This is a genomic window from Bordetella genomosp. 13, assembly GCF_002119665.1.
Lineage (GTDB): Bacteria > Pseudomonadota > Gammaproteobacteria > Burkholderiales > Burkholderiaceae_B > Bordetella.
Window position 1 is genome coordinate 188198 of the sequence record NZ_CP021111.1, and the last position, 17157, is coordinate 205354.

At 68.2% G+C, this 17157-nt stretch carries 23 protein-coding genes; all 23 read right to left on the bottom strand.

Going from position 1 to position 17157, the window contains the following annotated elements; genetic code table 11:
* Positions 1-62: 62 nt before the first annotated feature.
* The 23 genes from tatC to CAL15_RS00970 all read right to left on the bottom strand — a co-directional run bounded on the left by tatC (position 63) and on the right by CAL15_RS00970 (position 17078).
* Complete coding sequence (gene tatC / locus CAL15_RS00860; RefSeq protein WP_086076893.1) at positions 63-860, bottom strand: twin-arginine translocase subunit TatC; 798 nt, start codon at positions 858-860, stop codon at positions 63-65.
* Positions 857-1420 carry a Sec-independent protein translocase protein TatB gene (gene tatB, locus CAL15_RS00865; RefSeq protein ID WP_086076894.1) on the bottom strand — a complete coding sequence of 188 codons (564 nt, stop codon included), beginning with the start codon at positions 1418-1420 and terminating at the stop codon, positions 857-859. The genes tatC and tatB overlap by 4 nt, the downstream gene beginning before the upstream one ends.
* Positions 1421-1501: 81 nt before the next feature.
* On the bottom strand, positions 1502-1732 hold the full coding sequence (gene tatA, locus CAL15_RS00870; protein ID WP_086076895.1) for a Sec-independent protein translocase subunit TatA: 231 nt from the start codon (positions 1730-1732) through the stop codon (positions 1502-1504).
* Positions 1733-1749: 17 nt separating this feature from the next.
* Positions 1750-2118 (bottom strand): HIT domain-containing protein, encoded by a 369-nt coding sequence (locus CAL15_RS00875; RefSeq protein ID WP_086076896.1) that lies wholly within the window; start codon positions 2116-2118, stop codon positions 1750-1752.
* 11 nt (positions 2119-2129) lie between these two features.
* On the bottom strand, positions 2130-2477 hold the full coding sequence (locus tag CAL15_RS00880) for a phosphoribosyl-ATP diphosphatase (protein WP_086076897.1): 348 nt from the start codon (positions 2475-2477) through the stop codon (positions 2130-2132).
* Positions 2474-2878, bottom strand: a complete 405-nt coding sequence (gene hisI, locus CAL15_RS00885; RefSeq protein WP_086076898.1) for a phosphoribosyl-AMP cyclohydrolase — start codon at positions 2876-2878, stop codon at positions 2474-2476. The genes CAL15_RS00880 and hisI overlap by 4 nt, the downstream gene beginning before the upstream one ends.
* Positions 2879-2888: 10 nt before the next feature.
* On the bottom strand, positions 2889-3686 hold the full coding sequence (gene hisF / locus CAL15_RS00890; RefSeq protein WP_086076899.1) for an imidazole glycerol phosphate synthase subunit HisF: 798 nt from the start codon (positions 3684-3686) through the stop codon (positions 2889-2891).
* A complete protein-coding gene (gene hisA, locus CAL15_RS00895; protein WP_086076900.1) occupies positions 3683-4423 on the bottom strand; it encodes a 1-(5-phosphoribosyl)-5-[(5-phosphoribosylamino)methylideneamino]imidazole-4-carboxamide isomerase in 741 nt (246 codons plus the stop codon). Before hisA ends, hisF begins: the two co-directional genes overlap by 4 nt.
* 71 nt (positions 4424-4494) lie before the next feature.
* Positions 4495-5169 carry an imidazole glycerol phosphate synthase subunit HisH gene (gene hisH / locus CAL15_RS00900; protein WP_086076901.1) on the bottom strand — a complete coding sequence of 225 codons (675 nt, stop codon included), beginning with the start codon at positions 5167-5169 and terminating at the stop codon, positions 4495-4497.
* 54 nt (positions 5170-5223) lie between these two features.
* The gene (gene hisB / locus CAL15_RS00905; protein ID WP_086076902.1) at positions 5224-5811 is read right to left on the bottom strand and encodes an imidazoleglycerol-phosphate dehydratase HisB; all 588 of its coding nucleotides are present in this window, start codon (positions 5809-5811) and stop codon (positions 5224-5226) included.
* Position 5812: 1 nt separating this feature from the next.
* Positions 5813-6913 (bottom strand): histidinol-phosphate transaminase, encoded by a 1101-nt coding sequence (gene hisC, locus CAL15_RS00910; RefSeq protein WP_086076903.1) that lies wholly within the window; start codon positions 6911-6913, stop codon positions 5813-5815.
* Positions 6910-8214, bottom strand: a complete 1305-nt coding sequence (hisD, locus tag CAL15_RS00915; protein ID WP_086080857.1) for a histidinol dehydrogenase — start codon at positions 8212-8214, stop codon at positions 6910-6912. Before hisD ends, hisC begins: the two co-directional genes overlap by 4 nt.
* Before the next feature lie 57 nt (positions 8215-8271).
* Complete coding sequence (gene hisG / locus CAL15_RS00920) at positions 8272-8943, bottom strand: ATP phosphoribosyltransferase (protein WP_086076904.1); 672 nt, start codon at positions 8941-8943, stop codon at positions 8272-8274.
* Positions 8940-10211 (bottom strand): UDP-N-acetylglucosamine 1-carboxyvinyltransferase, encoded by a 1272-nt coding sequence (murA, locus tag CAL15_RS00925; RefSeq protein ID WP_086076905.1) that lies wholly within the window; start codon positions 10209-10211, stop codon positions 8940-8942. Before murA ends, hisG begins: the two co-directional genes overlap by 4 nt.
* The gene (locus CAL15_RS00930) at positions 10211-10456 is read right to left on the bottom strand and encodes a BolA family protein (protein ID WP_086076906.1); all 246 of its coding nucleotides are present in this window, start codon (positions 10454-10456) and stop codon (positions 10211-10213) included. The genes murA and CAL15_RS00930 overlap by 1 nt, the downstream gene beginning before the upstream one ends.
* A 4-nt stretch (positions 10457-10460) precedes the next feature.
* Positions 10461-11267 (bottom strand): ABC transporter permease, encoded by an 807-nt coding sequence (locus CAL15_RS00935; protein WP_198299119.1) that lies wholly within the window; start codon positions 11265-11267, stop codon positions 10461-10463.
* Positions 11264-12079: an ABC transporter ATP-binding protein gene (locus tag CAL15_RS00940; RefSeq protein ID WP_086076907.1), complete on the bottom strand. Its 816-nt coding sequence runs from the start codon at positions 12077-12079 to the stop codon at positions 11264-11266. Before CAL15_RS00940 ends, CAL15_RS00935 begins: the two co-directional genes overlap by 4 nt.
* A gap of 99 nt (positions 12080-12178) precedes the next feature.
* Positions 12179-12814, bottom strand: coding sequence for an MlaC/ttg2D family ABC transporter substrate-binding protein (locus CAL15_RS00945; RefSeq protein WP_086076908.1), 636 nt, complete (start codon positions 12812-12814; stop codon positions 12179-12181).
* Between the two features lie 37 nt (positions 12815-12851).
* Positions 12852-13643, bottom strand: a complete 792-nt coding sequence (locus tag CAL15_RS00950) for an MlaA family lipoprotein (RefSeq protein ID WP_086076909.1) — start codon at positions 13641-13643, stop codon at positions 12852-12854.
* Between the two features lie 78 nt (positions 13644-13721).
* Positions 13722-14225 carry an outer membrane lipid asymmetry maintenance protein MlaD gene (gene mlaD, locus CAL15_RS00955; RefSeq protein ID WP_086076910.1) on the bottom strand — a complete coding sequence of 168 codons (504 nt, stop codon included), beginning with the start codon at positions 14223-14225 and terminating at the stop codon, positions 13722-13724.
* Between the two features lie 33 nt (positions 14226-14258).
* Complete coding sequence (gene mlaE / locus CAL15_RS00960; protein WP_086076911.1) at positions 14259-15038, bottom strand: lipid asymmetry maintenance ABC transporter permease subunit MlaE; 780 nt, start codon at positions 15036-15038, stop codon at positions 14259-14261.
* Positions 15035-15871 (bottom strand): ABC transporter ATP-binding protein, encoded by an 837-nt coding sequence (locus CAL15_RS00965; RefSeq protein WP_086076912.1) that lies wholly within the window; start codon positions 15869-15871, stop codon positions 15035-15037. Before CAL15_RS00965 ends, mlaE begins: the two co-directional genes overlap by 4 nt.
* A gap of 223 nt (positions 15872-16094) precedes the next feature.
* Positions 16095-17078, bottom strand: coding sequence for a tripartite tricarboxylate transporter substrate binding protein (locus CAL15_RS00970; RefSeq protein ID WP_086076913.1), 984 nt, complete (start codon positions 17076-17078; stop codon positions 16095-16097).
* Positions 17079-17157 lie beyond the last annotated feature (79 nt).

The window sequence follows — 17157 nt, forward strand, 5'->3', positions numbered from 1 at the left end:
GCCAGGACCTGGCCGCGAAAACCTGGGCGCGCCAACGGCATGGCGCATCCGGCGTACGAGCGTCAGTGCCGCTCGGTCAGGGCATCGGAGGTTTCCGGGTCGTCCCCTGTGCCGCGCGGCGTGACCAGGCGGGCGCACAACAGTCCGACTTCGTACAAGAGGCACAGCGGCACCGCCAGCATGAACTGGCTGACGACGTCGGGCGGCGTGACCACGGCGGCGATGACGAAGGCGCCCACCACCACATACCCGCGCCACGAGCGCAGCTTGGCCAGTTCGACGATGCCCATGCGTACGAGCAGCACCACGACGACCGGCACCTCGAAGGTGATGCCGAACGCCAGGAACATGCTCATCACGAAGCTGAGATAGGCCTCGATGTCCGGCGCCGGCGTGATGGAAGCGGGCGCGAACGTGGCGATGAAGTGGAACACCGTGCGGAACACGAAGAAGTAGCAGAATGCCATGCCCAGCACGAACAGCAGCGTGCTGGACACGATGAGGGGCATGGCAAGCCGCTTTTCGTGTCGATACAGGCCCGGCGCCACGAAAGCCCAGGCCTGGTACAGGACGACGGGGAGCGCGAGCACGAACGCCGCCATCATGGTGACCTTGACGGGCACCATGAAGGGCGTGATGACGCCGGTGGCGATCATGCGGGTGCCCTGCGGCAGCGAGGCCAGCATGGGTTGCGCCAGCACGTCGTAGATGGCCGAGGCGCCGGGATAGATGAACAGCACGATGAACACCGCCAGGACCGCGCCGGCCGCGCGCAGCAGGCGGCTGCGCAGCTCGACCAGGTGGGACATGAAGCTTTCCTGGGGCTGTTCCGGTTCTGTGTTGGAAGCGTCCTGGCTCACGAGAGGGTACCGGTAGAAGACGGTGAATGCTGCTTAGGCGCCGCGGCGGGCTCCGAAGCGGGCGCGGGCACGGGCGGCGCGATGGTGCGCGAGGCGTGGTCGTCGGGCACGGGGGCGGAGGCGGACGCGGCCGGCACGGCGGCCGAGGTGGTCGGCCCGGCGGGCGCGGTGGCCGATGGCGCGGCCTGCGGCTCGGCAAGCGCGTCCTTGGCCTCTTGCGCGGCCGTGGACAGCGATGCCTGGGCGTTCTGCGCCGTGGCGGCTACTGCCTGTTTGGCTTCGCGCGCCGTGGCGTCGAGATCGGCGCGCAGCGAGCTTTCGGTTTCGCGCAGCGAGGTCTGCATCTCGCTGGCGGCCGTGTCCATGTTTTCCTTGAACTTGCGCAGTTCCTCGAGCTCGATCTCGCGTTGGATGTCCGACTTGACGTCGCTGACGTAGCGCTGCGCGCGGCCCAGCAGATGGCCGACGGTGCGTGCCACCTTGGGCAGACGCTCGGGACCAAGGACCACCAGCGCGACGACGCCGATGATCAGCAGCTCTGTGAAGCTCACATCAAACATGCGGCAGCCGATTGGTTGATGGAAATGGAAACGGCCAGGCCCAGGGCCCGGCCGGCGTGTGGTGCAGACAGGCCGACGGGATCAGGAGTTGGTCTTTTCGCGGGCCTGCACGTCGATCGTGTCGTCGGACACGCGGTTCTGCGTGACCTTGTCCTGCGTGGTGGGCTCGCTGGAGGCGTCCTTCATGCCGTCCTTGAAACCCTTGACCGCGCCGCCCAGGTCGGAACCCATGTTGCGCAGTTTCTTCGTGCCGAACACGAGCGCCACGATGACCAGAACGATCAACCAATGCCAGATGCTGAAGCTACCCATGGAAGTTCTCCGTGAATTTATGCGGTGGCAGCCACGCGCCGTTGCCTGGGCCGCGGGCCGCCGATGATGTGGAAATGCAGATGCGGGACTTCCTGGCCGCCGTCCGCGACGGAATTGGCCGCCAGCCGGAATCCGTTTCCGGACCCGGGCCGGCAGCCCTTGTTCGCCGCCAGCCGGGGGACCAATCCGATCATTTTACCCAACGAAGCCGCGCTGTCCGGACTGGCGGACTGCAGGGAAACCCGATGGCGCGACCTGTTTGGCGTCGACTGCGCAGGCAGTGCCGGGGCGTCGCCGCGCGAGCCGGCGAATGCGCCGGCCTGGCGGGTGTGTTTCGCCGGAATGTCGCCTTGCACGGTGTTGCGGGAAAAACAGGTGTTGCTCATCGGATGGCCGTTCAGTCCGCCGGACGCCGCGCTTTCTCTTCCAGGCCTGACAGGCCCTCGCGGCGGGCCAGTTCGGCCAGTACGTCCTCGGGGCGCAAATTGTAGTGAGCCAGCATGACCAAGCAATGAAACCAGAGGTCGGCCGTCTCGCCGACGATACGGTCGGGCACGCCGTCCTTGGCCGCCATCACCAGCTCGGTGGCCTCCTCGCCGATTTTCTTCAGGAACGAATCCGGTCCCTTGGCCAGTAGCTTGGCCACGTACGACGCCGCGGGATCGCCGCCGCGGTCGGGACGGCGCGTGTCGATGGTGTCGGCGACGCGCGCCAGGATGTCTGCGGCGCTTGGGAGGTCGGTCATTTGTAGATCTGCTCGGGGTCTTTCAGCACGGGGTCGACCGTTTTCCATTCGGCATGGTCGGACGTGCCTTCGAGGCGGCGGAAGAAGCAGCTGGCGCGGCCGGTGTGGCAGGCGATGCCGCCGTCCTGGTGGACCTTCAGCAGCACGACGTCGCCGTCGCAGTCCAGGCGCAGGTCGTGCACGTGCTGCACGTGGCCCGATTCCTCGCCCTTGCGCCACAGGCGGCGGCGAGAGCGCGACCAGTAGACGGCGCGGCCGGTGGCGGCGGTTTCGGCCAGGGCCTCGCTGTTCATCCAGGCCACCATCAGGATCTGGCCGTTCTCGGCGTCCTGGGCGATGGCGGGAACGAGTCCGTTGTCGTCGAAGACGACTTCAGCCATCCAGGCTGGGGAGGTGTTCATCGAGGGGGCCTCATGGTTGATCCAGCCGCACGGTGATGCCCCGCTCGGCCATGTACCGCTTGCACTCGCCCACGGTGTGCTGGCCGAAGTGGAAGATGCTGGCGGCCAGCACGGCGCTGGCGCGGCCGGTGGTGACGCCGTCGGCCAGGTGCTGCAGGTTGCCCACGCCGCCCGAGGCGATGACGGGCACCGGCACCGCATCGGACACCGCGCGCGTCAGCGCCAAGTCGAAGCCCGACTTGGTGCCATCGCGGTCCATGCTGGTCAGCAGGATCTCGCCCGCGCCATACGCGGCCATGCGGCGCGCCCAGGCCACGGCGTCCAGCCCGGTGGGCTTGCGCCCGCCGTGCGTGAACACTTCCCAGCGCGGAGGCTCGCCGTCGGCGGTGGCCACCTGGCGCGCGTCGATGGCCACCACGATGCACTGCGAGCCGTGATAGTCGGCGGCGGCGCGCACCAGCTCGGGGTTGGCCACGGCCGCGCTGTTGATGCTGATCTTGTCGGCCCCGGCGTTGAGCAGCCGCTGCACGTCGGAGACCTGGCGCACGCCGCCGCCCACCGTCAGGGGAATGAAGACCTGCGACGCGACCTGCTCGATGATGGGCAGGATCAGGTCGCGGCCGTCGCTCGTGGCGGTGATGTCCAGGAAGGTGAGTTCATCGGCGCCCTGTTCGTCGTAGCGGCGCGCGATCTCGACGGGATCGCCGGCATCGGCCAGGTTGACGAAATTCACGCCCTTGACCACGCGCCCGGCGGTGACGTCCAGGCAGGGGATGATTCTGCGGGTAAGTGCGTTGGAAGTGCTCATTTTGCAAGTTCGTCGGCGCGGGCCTGCGCGGCCTGGAAGTCGAGCGCGCCCTCGTAGATGCTGCGGCCCAGGATGGCGCCTTCGACGCCCTCGGACTCGACCGCGCAAAGGGCCTCGATGTCGGCCATGCCGGCGATGCCGCCGGAGGCGTAGACGGGGATGCGCACGTGCTGCGCTAGGCGCACGGTGGCTTCGACGTTCACGCCCGACAGCATGCCGTCGCGGCCGATGTCGGTGTAGATGATGGCCTCGCAGCCGTAGTCCTCGAACTTCTTGGCGAGATCGAGCACGTCGTGGCGCGTGAGCTTGCTCCAGCCGTCGGTGGCGATCTTGCCGTCGCGCGCGTCCAGGCCGACGATGATGTTGCCGGGAAACGCGCCGCAGGCGTCGTGCAGGAAGCCGGGGTTCTTCACCGCCGCCGTCCCGATGATGACGTACGAGATGCCCGCGTCGAGATAGCGTTCGATGGTGTCGAGGTCGCGGATGCCGCCGCCGATCTGCACGGGGATGTCGCCGCCGATCTCGTCCAGGATGGCCTTGATGGGGGCTTCATTGCGAGGCTTGCCCGCGACGGCGCCGTTGAGGTCGACCAGATGCAGGCGGCGCGCGCCTCGTTCGAGCCAGTGGCTGGCCATGGCGGCAGGGTCTTCGGAGAACACCGTTGCATCGTCCAGGTCGCCCTGGCGCAGGCGCACGCAGCGCCCATCTTTGAGGTCGATGGCGGGGATCAGCAGCATGGTGGTGGATATATGCGAGCGTTGAATGAAGCGGTTGAAAGATCCGGTCCGGGGCTCGTCCGGGGCCGGTTTTAGGGTTTCCAGTCTACAAAATTGCGATACAGCCGCAAACCATGCTCGGCGCTCTTCTCGGGGTGGAACTGCACCGCGAAAATGTTAGCGGCCGCCACGGCGCAGGTAAAGGCAAGGCCGTAGTCGCTTTCGCCCACCGTCAGCGCCGGGTCGGCCGGCGCCGCGTAGTAGCTGTGCACGAAGTAGAAATGCGTCCGGTCGGGGATGCCTTCCCATAACGGATGAGAGCGAGTCTGGCGCACTTGGTTCCAGCCCATGTGCGGCACTTTCAGGTGTTCGCGCGCATCGGGGGCGGCGCTGCCCTCGCCTTCGCCCGTGACCGGCGCGGCGAACTGCGGGCCCGCGAAGCGGCGCACCGTGCCGGGGAACACCGACAGGCAGGGCGTGTCCCCCTCTTCGCTCAGGTCGAACAGCATCTGCTCGCCCACGCAGACGCCAAGCAGCGGCTTGTCGCGAGCGGCGCGCAGCACGGCATCGCGCAGCCCCGACTCGTTCAGGGTGCGCATGCAGTCGGGCATGGCGCCCTGGCCGGGAAATACGACGCGGTCGGCGGCGTCGATGTCGGCGGCCTGGTTGCAGATGCGGATGTCGGCGTCGGGCGCCGCGTACTTCAGGGCGCGCGCCACGGAATGGAAGTTGCCCATTCCGTAGTCGACGATGGCGATAGTGCTCACGGGTTCAGTTGCGTACGGTGGAAGTCGGGGATGGGCGGCGGGCGCGGGGGCGCGTTACAGCACGCCCTTGGTGGACGGCACCACGCCGGCCATGCGCGGGTCGACCTCGGCGGCCATGCGAAGCGCGCGGCCGAAGGCCTTGAAGACCGTTTCGCACTGATGGTGGGCGTTGAAGCCGCGCAGGTTGTCGATGTGCAGCGTCATCAGGGCGTGATTCACCAGGCCTTGGAAGAACTCGCGCGTCAGGTCGACGTCGAAGGTGCCGATGCGCGCGCGCGTGAAGTCGATGTGGTATTCCAGGCCCGGACGGCCGGAGAAGTCGATGACCACCCGCGACAGGGCCTCGTCCAGCGGCACGTAGGCGTGCCCGTAGCGGCGCAGGCCTTTCTTGTCGCCGATGGCCTTGGCGATGGCCATGCCCAGCGTGATGCCGACATCCTCGACGGTGTGGTGGTCGTCGATGTGCAGGTCGCCCTCGCACTGGATGTCCAGGTCGACGAGGCCATGGCGCGCGATCTGGTCCAGCATGTGGTCGAGAAAAGGCACGCCCGTGGCGATGCTCTGCTTGCCCGTGCCGTCGAGGTTGATCGCGACGCGGATGCGCGTCTCGTTGGTGTTGCGGGTGATTTCTGCGGTGCGCATGTCAAGTACTCAGGATGTCGTGCAGGGCGGCCAGCAAGGCCGCGTTCTCGTCGGGAGCGCCTATCGAGATGCGCAGGCAGCCGCTGAGCAGCGGATGCATCGACGAGAAGTTTTTTACCAGTATTTTGCGCGTTTTCAGTTCGAGATGCACGGCGTTCGCGTCTTTCGCGCCGGAAAAGCGCACCAGCAGGAAGTTTGCGGCGCTGTCGTGCACCCGTACGCCAGGCAGTGCGGCCAGGGCGGCCGCCAGCGGGCCGCGGTCGGCACGCAGCCGCGCGGCCTGTTCGTCCAGCAGCGGCTTGTGCGGCAGCACGGCGTGCAGCGCCGCCTGCACCAGTACGCCCAGGTTGTACGGCGGGCGCACCTTGTCGATCTGTTCCGTCCACGCGGCCGGGCCGGCCAGGTAGCCGAAGCGCAGCCCGGCCAGGCCGATCTTGGACACCGTGCGCAGCACGACGGCGTTGGGCAGGTCGGCCGCGCGCGGCATCCAGGTGCTGCCGGCGAAGGGTTGGTAGGCCTCGTCCAGCACGACCAGGCCGGGGGCGGCGTCCAGAATGGCCTGCACGTCCTCGTCGCGCCACAGACCGCCGGTGGGGTTGTTGGGCAGCGCCAGGAACACCACCTTGGGGCGGTGCTGCGCGATGGCGGCCAGCATGGCGGGCAGGTCCAGACCCAATTCCGCCGTCAGGGGCACGCCGACGAAGCGCGCGTGCGACAGGCGCGCCGTGATGTCGAAATACACGAACGACGGCCAGGGCGACAGCACCGTGTCGCCCGGTTCGCAACAGGCCTGGATGACCAGGTGGATCAGTTCGTCCGAGCCGTTGCCGAACAGCAGGCCGGCCTCGGCCGGCACGCCGAAGGCCTGCCGGACCAGCGCGCGCAGCGCCGACAGATTGCCCTCGGGATAGCGGTTCAGCGGTGCGGCCGCCACGGCGCGCGCGACTTCCGCGCGCACCTCGTCGGGCAGCGCATAAGGCGACTCCATCGCGTCTAGCTTGATGAAGCCGGTGGCGTCGGGCACCGCATAGGCCTGCTGCGCGCGGACGTGGGCCCGCACCGTCTGCGCGATGCGGCCGTCCGCGGAGTCGTTGGAAGTCATTCCTGGTCGAGCCGGTACTGCGCGCTGGCGGCGTGCGCCTGCAGGCCTTCGCCCAGCGCCAGTTCGGCCGCGATCTTGCCCAGCGTCTGCGCGCCCTGGCGCGACACCTGGATCAGGCTGGAGCGCTTCTGGAAGTCGTACACGCCCAGCGGCGACGAGAAGCGCGCGGTGCGCGAGGTGGGCAGGACGTGGTTGGGGCCGGCGCAATAGTCACCCAGCGCCTCGGAGCTGTAGCGGCCCATGAAGATGGCGCCGGCATGGCGGATCTTCGCGGTCCACGTCTCGGGCTGCTCGGTGGAGATCTCGAGGTGCTCGGGCGCGATGTCGTTGGCGATGGCACAGGCTTCTTCGAGGTCGCGCACCAGGATCAGCGCGCCGCGGTTGGCCAGGCTGGCGCGCAGGATGTCCACGCGCGGCATGGTGGGCAACAGGCGCGCGATGGCGGCCTCGACCTCGTCGATGAAGGCGGCGTCCGGGCACAGCAGGATGGACTGCGCCAGCTCGTCGTGTTCGGCCTGCGAGAACAGGTCCATGGCGATCCAGTCGGCGGGCGTCTTGCCGTCGCAGATGACCAGGATCTCGCTGGGCCCGGCGATCATGTCGATGCCGACCACGCCGAACACGCGGCGCTTGGCGGCGGCGACGTAGGCGTTGCCCGGCCCCACGATCTTGTCCACGGCGGGCACGGTGGCCGTGCCGTAGGCCAGTGCGCCGACCGCCTGCGCGCCGCCGATGGCGAAAGCGCGGTCCACGCCGCCGATGGCGGCCGCGGCCAGCACGATGGGGTTGCGCACACCGTCGGGCGTGGGCGTGACCATGACGACTTCGGGCACGCCGGCCACCTTGGCCGGAATGGCGTTCATCAGCACCGACGACGGATACGCGGCCTTGCCGCCCGGCACGTACAGGCCCACGCGGTCCAGCGGCGTGATCTGCTGGCCCAGCATGGTGCCGTCCACTTCGGTGTAGGTCCAGGTCTCGCCGCGCTGGCGTTCGTGGTAGGCGCGCACGCGGTCGGCGGCGGCTTCGAGCGCGTTGCGCTGAGCGGCCGGCAGCGCGGCCAGGGCGGCCTGCCACTCGGACTTGGGAATTTCGAGGGCCTGCACCGACTCCGCCGGCACGCGGTCGAAGCGGTGGGTGTACTCGAGCAGCGCGGCGTCGCCGCGGCTGCGCACGTCGGCCAGGATGCCGGCGGCGGCGCGGTCGATGGATTCGTCCTCGCCGGCCTCGAAGGCGAGCAGCTTGGACAGGGCGGAAGAGAACCCGGGATCGCGGGAATCGAGACGATTGATCAAGGCCATGGCGTCATGGTACTGCAAGGAGGCCGCGCGCCAGGCGCGGCGGAATGAAGCGGCATGCTAGGCGTTGCGGGCCGTGGCGCGCTCGAAGGCGTCCAGCAGGGGCTGCAGGCGCTCGCCGCGCGTCTTCAGGGCCGCCTGGTTGACGATCAGGCGCGAAGAGATCGGCATGATGTCTTCCACGGCGACCAGGTCGTTGGCGCGCAGCGTGCTGCCGGTGGACACCAGGTCGACGATACAGTCGGCCAGCCCGACCAGCGGCGCCAGTTCCATCGAGCCGTACAGCTTGATGATGTCGGCGTACACGCCCTTGCTGGCGAAGTGCTCGCGCGCCGCGCGCACGTACTTGGTGGCCACGCGCAGGCGCGCGCCCTGGCGCACGGCGGCCTGGTAGTCGAAGCCGTTGCGCACGGCCACGCACAGGCGGCAGCGCGCGATGTCGAGATCGATCGGCTGGTACAGGCGGCCGGGCTGCTGGTCGGCGTGCTCGAGCAGGACGTCCTTGCCCGCGATGCCCAGGTCGGCCGCGCCGTACTGCACATAGGTGGGCACGTCGCTGGCCCGCACGATGATCAGGCGCAGGCCGGGATCGCTGGTCGGCAGGATCAGCTTGCGCGAGCTTTCGGGGTTCTCTCCCACCTGGATGCCGGCCTCGGCCAGCAGCGGCAGGGTTTCCTCGAAGATGCGACCCTTGGAAAGCGCCAGGGTCAGCGGCGAACCGGGGGCCATCATTGTTTCGCTTCCTTGCCGTCCAGGCGCTCGATGCGCGCGCCCAGGGCGCGCAGTTTGATTTCCATGCGGTCGTAGCCGCGGTCCAGGTGATAGACGCGGTCCACCACGGTGTCGCCCTCGGCGGCGAGGCCGGCGATGACCAGGCTGGCCGAGGCGCGCAGGTCGGTGGCCATGACGGCGGCGCCCGACAGGCGCTTCACGCCGCGCACCACGGCCGTGTGGCCGTCGATGTCGATCTCGGCGCCCATGCGGCGCAGTTCCTGCACGTGCATGTAGCGGTTCTCGAAGATGTTCTCGACGATGACGGCGGTGCCTTCGGCGACCGTGTCGAGCGCCATCAGCTGCGCCTGCATGTCGGTGGCGAAGCCCGGATATTCGTGGGTGCGCACGCCCACGGCGCGCGGGCGGCCCTGCATCACGCCGCGGATCCAGTCCGGGCCGGTCTCGATCTGCACGCCGGCCTCGACCAGCTTGTCCAGAGTGGCGCCCATGGTCTCGGGCGCGGCGTTGCGCAGCGTGATGTCGCCCCCCGTGGCGCCCACCGCGCACAGGAACGTGCCGGCCTCGATGCGGTCGGGAATGACGCTGTGCTCGGCCCCGTGCAGCCGCTCGACGCCCTCGATGACGATGCGGTCGGTGCCGTGGCCCTGGATGTTGGCGCCCATCTTGATGAGCAGCTCGGCCAGGTCGACGACCTCGGGCTCGCGCGCCGCGTTTTCCAGCACGGTCCGGCCCTCGGCCAGCACGGCCGCCATCAGCAGGTTCTCGGTGCCGGTGACGGTGACCATGTCGGTGCGGATGGAAGCGCCCTTCAGGCGCTTGGCGCGCGCCACGATGAAGCCGTGTTCGATGCTGATGTCGGCGCCCAGCGCCGCCATGCCCTTGATGTGCTGGTCGACCGGGCGCTGGCCGATGCCGCAGCCGCCCGGCAGGCTGACGCGCGCCTCGCCGAAGCGCGCCAGCAGCGGACCCAGCACCAGCACCGAGGCGCGCATGGTCTTGACCAGTTCGTACGGCGCCTCGACCTTCTCGACCTTGTCCGCCTGCACCACCGCGCCGCCGTTCTCGTCGCGCTCGGCGCGCACGCCCATCAGGCGCAGCAGCTTCAGGGTGGTGTGGATGTCGTTCAGGCGCGGCACGTTGTGCAGCTGTACGGCGTCCGCGGTCAGCAGGCCCGCGCAGAGGATGGGCAGGGCCGCATTCTTGGCGCCCGAGATGGTGACTTCGCCGTGCAGCGGATTGCCGCCGGTAATGCGCAGCTTGTCCATCAGGCGCCTGCCTTGGCGTATTCGCCTGGAGTGAGGGTGCGCATCGACAGCGCGTGGATCTCGGCCTTCATGCGGTCGCCCAGCGCGGCGTAGACCAGCTGGTGGCGCGCGATCAGGCGCTTGCCTTCGAAAGCGGTGCTGACGATGACGGCATCGAAATGCGAGCCGTCGCCCTGCACGTCGAGATGCTCGCAGGGCAGCCCCTGGGCGATGTAGTCGCGCACCTGTTGCGGGGTGGGAAGCATGGGGTCAATTCCTGAGTTTGTAGCCGCTGGCCAGCAGGCGCAGCGCATACATCGACAGCGCGGCGAATACCGCGGCGACGACTGCCAGGCTGCGCCAGGGCGAGACGTCGGAAACGGAGAAGAAGCCGTAGCGGAAGCCGTCGATGGTGTAGAAGATGGGATTCCAGTGCGACACCGCCTGCCAGAAGGGCGGCAGGGTATGAATGGAGTAGAACACGCCGGACAGGAAGGTGGCCGGCATGATGAGGAAATTCTGGAAGGCCGCGAGCTGGTCGAACTTCTCGGACCACAGCCCTGCGACCAGGCCCAGCACGCCCATGATGCCGCAGGCCAGCGCCGCGAACACCAGCACCCACCCGGGATGCGCCGGCATCAGCCGCACGAAGTACAGCGCTACCAGCCATACGCAGAGGCCCACCGCCAGGCCGCGCGCGACCGCGGCCAGCACGTAGGCCGAGAAGATCTCGCGGTGCGACAGCGGCGGCAGCAGCACGAAGACCAGGTTGCCGGTGATGCGGCTTTGAATGAGCGACGACGACGGGTTGGCGAAGGCGTTCTGCAGCATGCTCATCATCATCAGCCCGGGGATGAGGAAGGCCGTGTAGGGCACGGTGCCATACACCACCACGCGGTCTTCGAGCACGTGGGCGAACACCAGCAGGTACAGCAGCGCCGTGATGACGGGGGCGGCGATGGTCTGGAAGCTGACTTTCCAGAAGCGCAGGAGTTCTTTGCGCAGCAGGGTCGGAAAGCCCGAGCCTGCGTCCAGGCGCGGCTGGACCAGCGGTTGCGAGGGCACGGGCGCGGTCACGTGGTCAATCCTTCGGGAGGCAGGGCGGTGACGGGCCGGGCCGGATCGTCCTGGTGCATGATGCGCACGAAGGCGTCTTCGAGGTCGACGCCGCCGACACGGGCCAGCAGCGCCTGCGTGGTGTCCAGCGCCACGATGCGCCCGCCCTTGAGCATGGCGATGCGGCCGCACAGCGCCTCGGCTTCTTCGAGGTAGTGCGTGGTCAGCATGATGGTGTGGCCGGCGCGGTTCAGGCGCGAGATGAATTCCCACAGGGTGCGGCGCAGGTCGACGTCGACGCCGGCGGTGGGCTCGTCCAGCACGATGACCGGCGGGCGGTGCACCAGCGCCTGCGCCACCAGCACGCGGCGCTTCATGCCGCCGGACAGGGCGCGCATGTTGTTGTCGGCCTTGTCGGCCAGGCCCAGGTTGTACAGGATCTCGTCGATCCAGTCGTCGTTGCGGCGCAGGCCGAAATAGCCGGACTGGATGCGCAGAGTTTCGCGCACCGTGAAGAACGGGTCGTACACCAGTTCCTGCGGCACCACGCCCAGCGAGCGGCGCGCCGCCTTGTAGTCGGCCACCACGTCGTAGCCGCACACGCTGGCGCGGCCCTGCGTGGCGTGCGCCAGCCCGGCCAGGATGGAGATCATGGTGGTCTTGCCCGCGCCGTTGGGACCCAGCAGACCGAAGAACTCGCCGTGCTCGACGTGCAGGCTGACGTCATCCAGGGCCTGGAAGCCTGGCCCCGCGGGGCGGCCGAGCAACTTCTTCCAGCCGCGCGGGCGCGCGGCGTAGATCTTTGAGACGTGGTCGAGGCTGACGGCTGGCATAAGGCGGATCGGGCCGGGGAAGTGGCCTGGGCAAGCCGTCCATTATAAAGAAAGCGCCGCCCGAGGGCGGCGCGCCTGCGCGTCGTGGACGCGCCCTCCTCAGCGGTTGCGCTGATTCAGGGCGGCGATGAGGCCGTCGATGCCGTTCTGGTTGATCTGCTGCGCGAACTGGTTGCGGTAGTTCTCGATCAGCCAGATGCCTTCGACGTTCAGGTCATAGATGCGCCAGCCTTGCGCCTCCTTGCCCAGGCGATAGTCGACCTGGACCGGTTGGCCATTGGACTGGCTGATGGTCGAGCGCACGACCACGTCGTCCGATTTGGCGTCGCCACGGAACGGCAGCAGGTTGATGGTGGTGTTGTTGTCGACATTGGCCAGCGCGCCGCTGTAGGTGCGGATGAGCGTGCCGCGGAACGCGTCGGCCAGCGCGGTGCGCTGCTGCGGCGTGGCCTGGCGCCAGTAGCGGCCAGCCGCCAGGCGGGTGGTCTTCTGGAAGTCGACGTACGGCAGGACGTACTGGTCCACCACCTGGTTGATGCGGGTCAGGTCGCCGGACTTCACGTGGTTGTCGGATTTCAGCACGGCCAGCGCCTGGTTGGCGGCGGCCAGCACGAATTGGTCGGGGGCGCCGTTGGGATCGGGCTTGCCGGTGCCCTGGGCCTGCGCGGCCGCGGCGACGAGCAGGGTGCAGGCCAGGAACAGGCGCTGCATCAGGCGGGGAAGAGAAAGCGACATGGATACTCCTGGTTGCGGGCGGCAAGCCGCCCGGGTGTTACTTCACCGACGCGGGCACCGGCGCGGGCACCGTGTCGGCGCCCGCGCCGGCGTCTTCGTCGATGCTGTAGTCCGGCAGGTCGGAGTCGCCGCCCGGCCGGGCCCCCCGCACCTGCGCGGCACGGCGTTGCAGGTACGCGTCCCGCACGAAGCTGTAGGGATCGAGGGCGACACGATCCACGGTATCCGTGGCCGTCAGCAGGCTGGCCCGCGTGTCGATGATCTCGAGGCCCCACAGCGAATTGCGCAGGCGTACGTTTTCGATCTCGCGGACCGACACAACGTTCCCGGTCACGTCGACGACGCGGCCCAGGCCGTCGCGCACCGAGCTGGCGCCCAGGATGGGCAGCACCAGGTACGGACCCTGGTCGAAGCCCCACACGCCCAGCGTGACACCGAAGTCGTTGGGGATCTTGCGCGCGCCGTTGGCCGATGCCACGTCGAAACAGCCCCCCACGCCCATGGTGGTGTTGAACAGGAAGCGGCCCAGCGTGTTGACGAAATCGTGACCGCGGCCCTGCAGCATGCTGTTGGCCGCGGACCAGACGTCGCCCAGGTTGCTGAACATGTTGTGCACGCAGCTCTGCACCGGATCGGGCGTGACGTAGTCGTACGCCTGCGCGACCGGCTTGAACAGGGCCCGGTCGACGGTGTCGTTGAACTGGTAGACGCCGCGGTTGAAGCCCTCCCATGGGTCCCGCGGATCCGGACTCTTGGGGGTGGCGCAGCCGGCCAGCGCGGCGGTGGCTAGGGCGGCGGCGGCAAAGCGGGAATAGGAGGTTCGGGTCATGGTCACAGCGTCGGGTTCTTCGGTTTTTCTTGGATCTCGCTGGCCCGCCGTTGGCATCGGCGGGCGCGGCCGGAGCGATCAGTTCTGTGGAGCGGGCGACTGCGTAGCGGGGGGCGGCGCCTCACCCTGTCGTTCGGCGGTGCCGTAAAGGAATTTGCTGATCAACTGCTCCAGCACGACAGCGCTTTGTGTATAGCGGATTTTGCCCCCGTCCGCAAAATTCTCCTCTTCCGCGCCAGGGACAATGCCCAGGTATTGTTCGCCCAGCAGGCCCGAGGTCAGGATGGACGCGGACGAATCCTTGGGGAACTGGAAGCCGGTGTCCATGTCGAGGGTGACCACCGCCTGGAAGGTCTGGTTGTCGAAGCCGATGCTCGACACCCGGCCCACCACCACGCCGGCGCTTTTCACCGGCGCGCGCACCTTCAGCCCGCCGATGTTGTCGAAGTCGGCCGTCAGCTGGTAGGTGGGCGCGAAAGAGAAACTGCTGAGATTGCCGGCCCGCAGGGCCAGGAAGACCAGCGCGGCCGCACCCAGCAGCACGAACAACCCTACCCAGAAATCGGTTCTTGCACGAGACATATCGGGGAATCCGTAAGTTCAGTTGCCAAACGTTCAGTCGCCAAACATCAGCGCGGTGAGCAGGAAGTCCAGGCCCAGCACTGCCAGCGAGCCCACCACGACCGTGCGGGTGGTGGCGCGCGCCACGCCTTCGGGCGTGGGCCGGGCCTGCCAGCCCTCGTACAGCGAGACCAGGGTGACCGTGATGCCGAACACCAGGCTCTTCAGCACGCCGTTGGCCACGTCCTTCCAGACGTCCACGCCGCTTTGCATCTGCGACCAGAACGCCCCGGCGTCCACGCCGATGAGCAGCACGCCGACCACCCAGCCGCCCAGGATGCCCACCATGGAGAATACGGCGGCCAGGATGGGCATGGCGATGATGCCGCCCCAGAAACGCGGCACCAGCACGCGCCGCATGGGATCGACCGCCATGACCTCCATGGCCGCGATCTGCTCGCCCGCCTTCATCAGGCCGATTTCTGCCGTAAGCGAGGTGCCGGCCCGGCCGGCGAACAGCAGCGCCGTGACCACGGGGCCCAGTTCGCGCACCAGGGACAGCGCCACCAGCAGGCCCAGCGCTTCTTCGGAGCCGTAGCGGTTGAGCGTGTAGTAGCCCTGCAGCCCCAGCACGAAACCGACGAACATGCCCGATACGGCGATGATCAGCAGCGAGTAATTGCCGATGAAGTGCACCTGCTGGGAGACCAGCCGGGGGCGGCGCAGGGCGATGCCGCTGCGCGCCACGAGTGCGCACAGAAAACGCGTGAAGTAGCCGACGCCGCTGATGACGTCGTGCGCCCAGCCGCCGACGGCGCTGATGGGGTTGCTCATGGGTTGCCTTTGCGCTGCCGCGCCAGCCACGCCTCGAACGCGGGAGTGTCGGGATAGTGGAATGCGACCGGCCCGTCGGGGGCGCCGTCCAGGAACTGGCGCACGTAGGCATCCTGCGAGGCGGCCAGGCTGGCCGGTTCGCCCGACGCCTTCAGGCGTCCCTGTCCCACCAGATAGACCTGGTCGGCGATGGCGAAGGATTCCTGGATGTCGTGCGTGATCAGCACCGAGGCGCATCCCAGCCGGTCGGACAGGTCGCGGATCAGGCGGGCGGTGATGCCCAGCGAGATGGGGTCCAGTCCGGCGAAGGGCTCGTCGTACAGGATGAGTTCGGGCTCGAGCACGACGGCGCGGGCCAGCGCCACGCGCCGCGCCATGCCGCCGGAGATTTCCGATACCCGCAGATGCGCGGCGGTGCGCAGGCCGACCGCTTCCAGCTTTTCCAGGACCTTCTCGAGAATCTGGCCTTCGCCCAGCGTGGTGTGTTCGCGCAGCGGAAACGCCACGTTCTCGAACACGTCGAGATCGGTGAACAGCGCGCCCTGCTGGAACAGCACGCCCATGCGCTTGCGCAGCTCCTGCAGGCGCGCGGCGGGTAGGCCGGCGAGTTCCTGGCCGAATACCTGGACCGAGCCCGACCGGGGCGAGATCTGGCCGGTGGCCGCCCGCAGCAGTGTGGTCTTGCCCGAGCCGGAACCGCCCATGACCGCCACCACCTGACCCGCATGCACCTGCATGCTGATGTCGCGGAGGACGGTGAAGTCTCCGTAGCCCAGGTCCACATTTTTCAGGGACAGGACAAGTTCCGAACTGCTGCGGATCGAAGGGGGCATAGGCAATATGGGTTTTGCGGGGCCGCGTGGCGCTGGCCCGGCCATGGCGAGCGCCATTGTAGCCGGTACCTCGGAACCGCCCGGCAAACGTGTCGATAATGGAACGGTGACAAAATGCGTACGGCCGGGCGGCCGGCTGCGCGGACGGTTTCGAGCCTAGCCGCAGCGCTTTAAAACGGCGTTAAAGGGCGGCGCGGCTTGCGCGCGTCCGCCCTCGTCCCCGCTACTGCAGCGAGATGTTGCCGTCCTTGATGACCTTTGCCCATTTCTCGGTCTCGCTGGCGATGAACGCGCCGAATTCCTCGGGCGTGCCGCCGCCGGCCTGGCTGCCGGTGTCGGCGATGGCCTTCTTCACGTCGGGCTCCTGCAGGATGCGGTTGAACTCGGCGTTCAGCTTGGCGATGATGGGCGCGGGCGTGCCGGCCGGGGCGACGATGCCTTGCCAGTTATACGACTCGAATCCCGGCAGTCCGGCCTCGGCCATGGTGGGCAGGTCGGGCAGCACGTCCAGGCGCTTGGCCGAGGTGACCGCGATGGGATGGATCTTCTTCCCGCGGATGGCGGGCAGCGCCGAATAGCCCATCTCGAACATCATGGTCAGGTGGCCGCCCATCAGGTCCGTGGCCGCCAGGCTGCCGCCCTTGTACGGCACGTGCACGATGTCGATGCCGGCCTGCTCGCGGAACATCTCGCCCGACAGGTGGTGCGCGCCGCCCACGCCGGACGATCCGAACGTGAGCTTGCCGGGGTCTTTCCGGGCCATGGCGATCAGCTCCTGCAGATTCGTCACCGGCACGGTATTGCTGACGCTCAGCACCAAAGGACTGTTCTCGATCAGGATGACGGGCGCCAGGTCCTTGCGCGCGTCGTAGGGAATGTCCTTCATCAGCGTCGGGTTGACCGCCATGGGCGCCAGGTTGCCGGTGCCGATGGTGTAGCCGTCCGGCGATGCCTTGGCGATCAGGTTCGTGCCGATCACGCCGCCGGCCCCGGCCTTGTTCTCGATGACCACCGGCTGGCCCAGCGAATCGCTCAGCTTGCGGGCCAGCAGGCGCACCCGGGTGTCGGCGAAGCCGCCGGGGGCGTACGGCACGACCATGGTGATGGGTTTGCTGGGCCAATTGTCGCTCGATTGGGCCTGGGCGGCGGCGCCGAGCAGCGAGGCGGCGGCCACTAGGCCGGCCAGAAGGTAACGTGGGGCATGCATATAGAGTGTCTCCTTGAAGCGGGGGCGGCCGGGCTTGTCGTACCGCGCAGCGAGCACCGTGTAGCGATCGGTCCCGGCC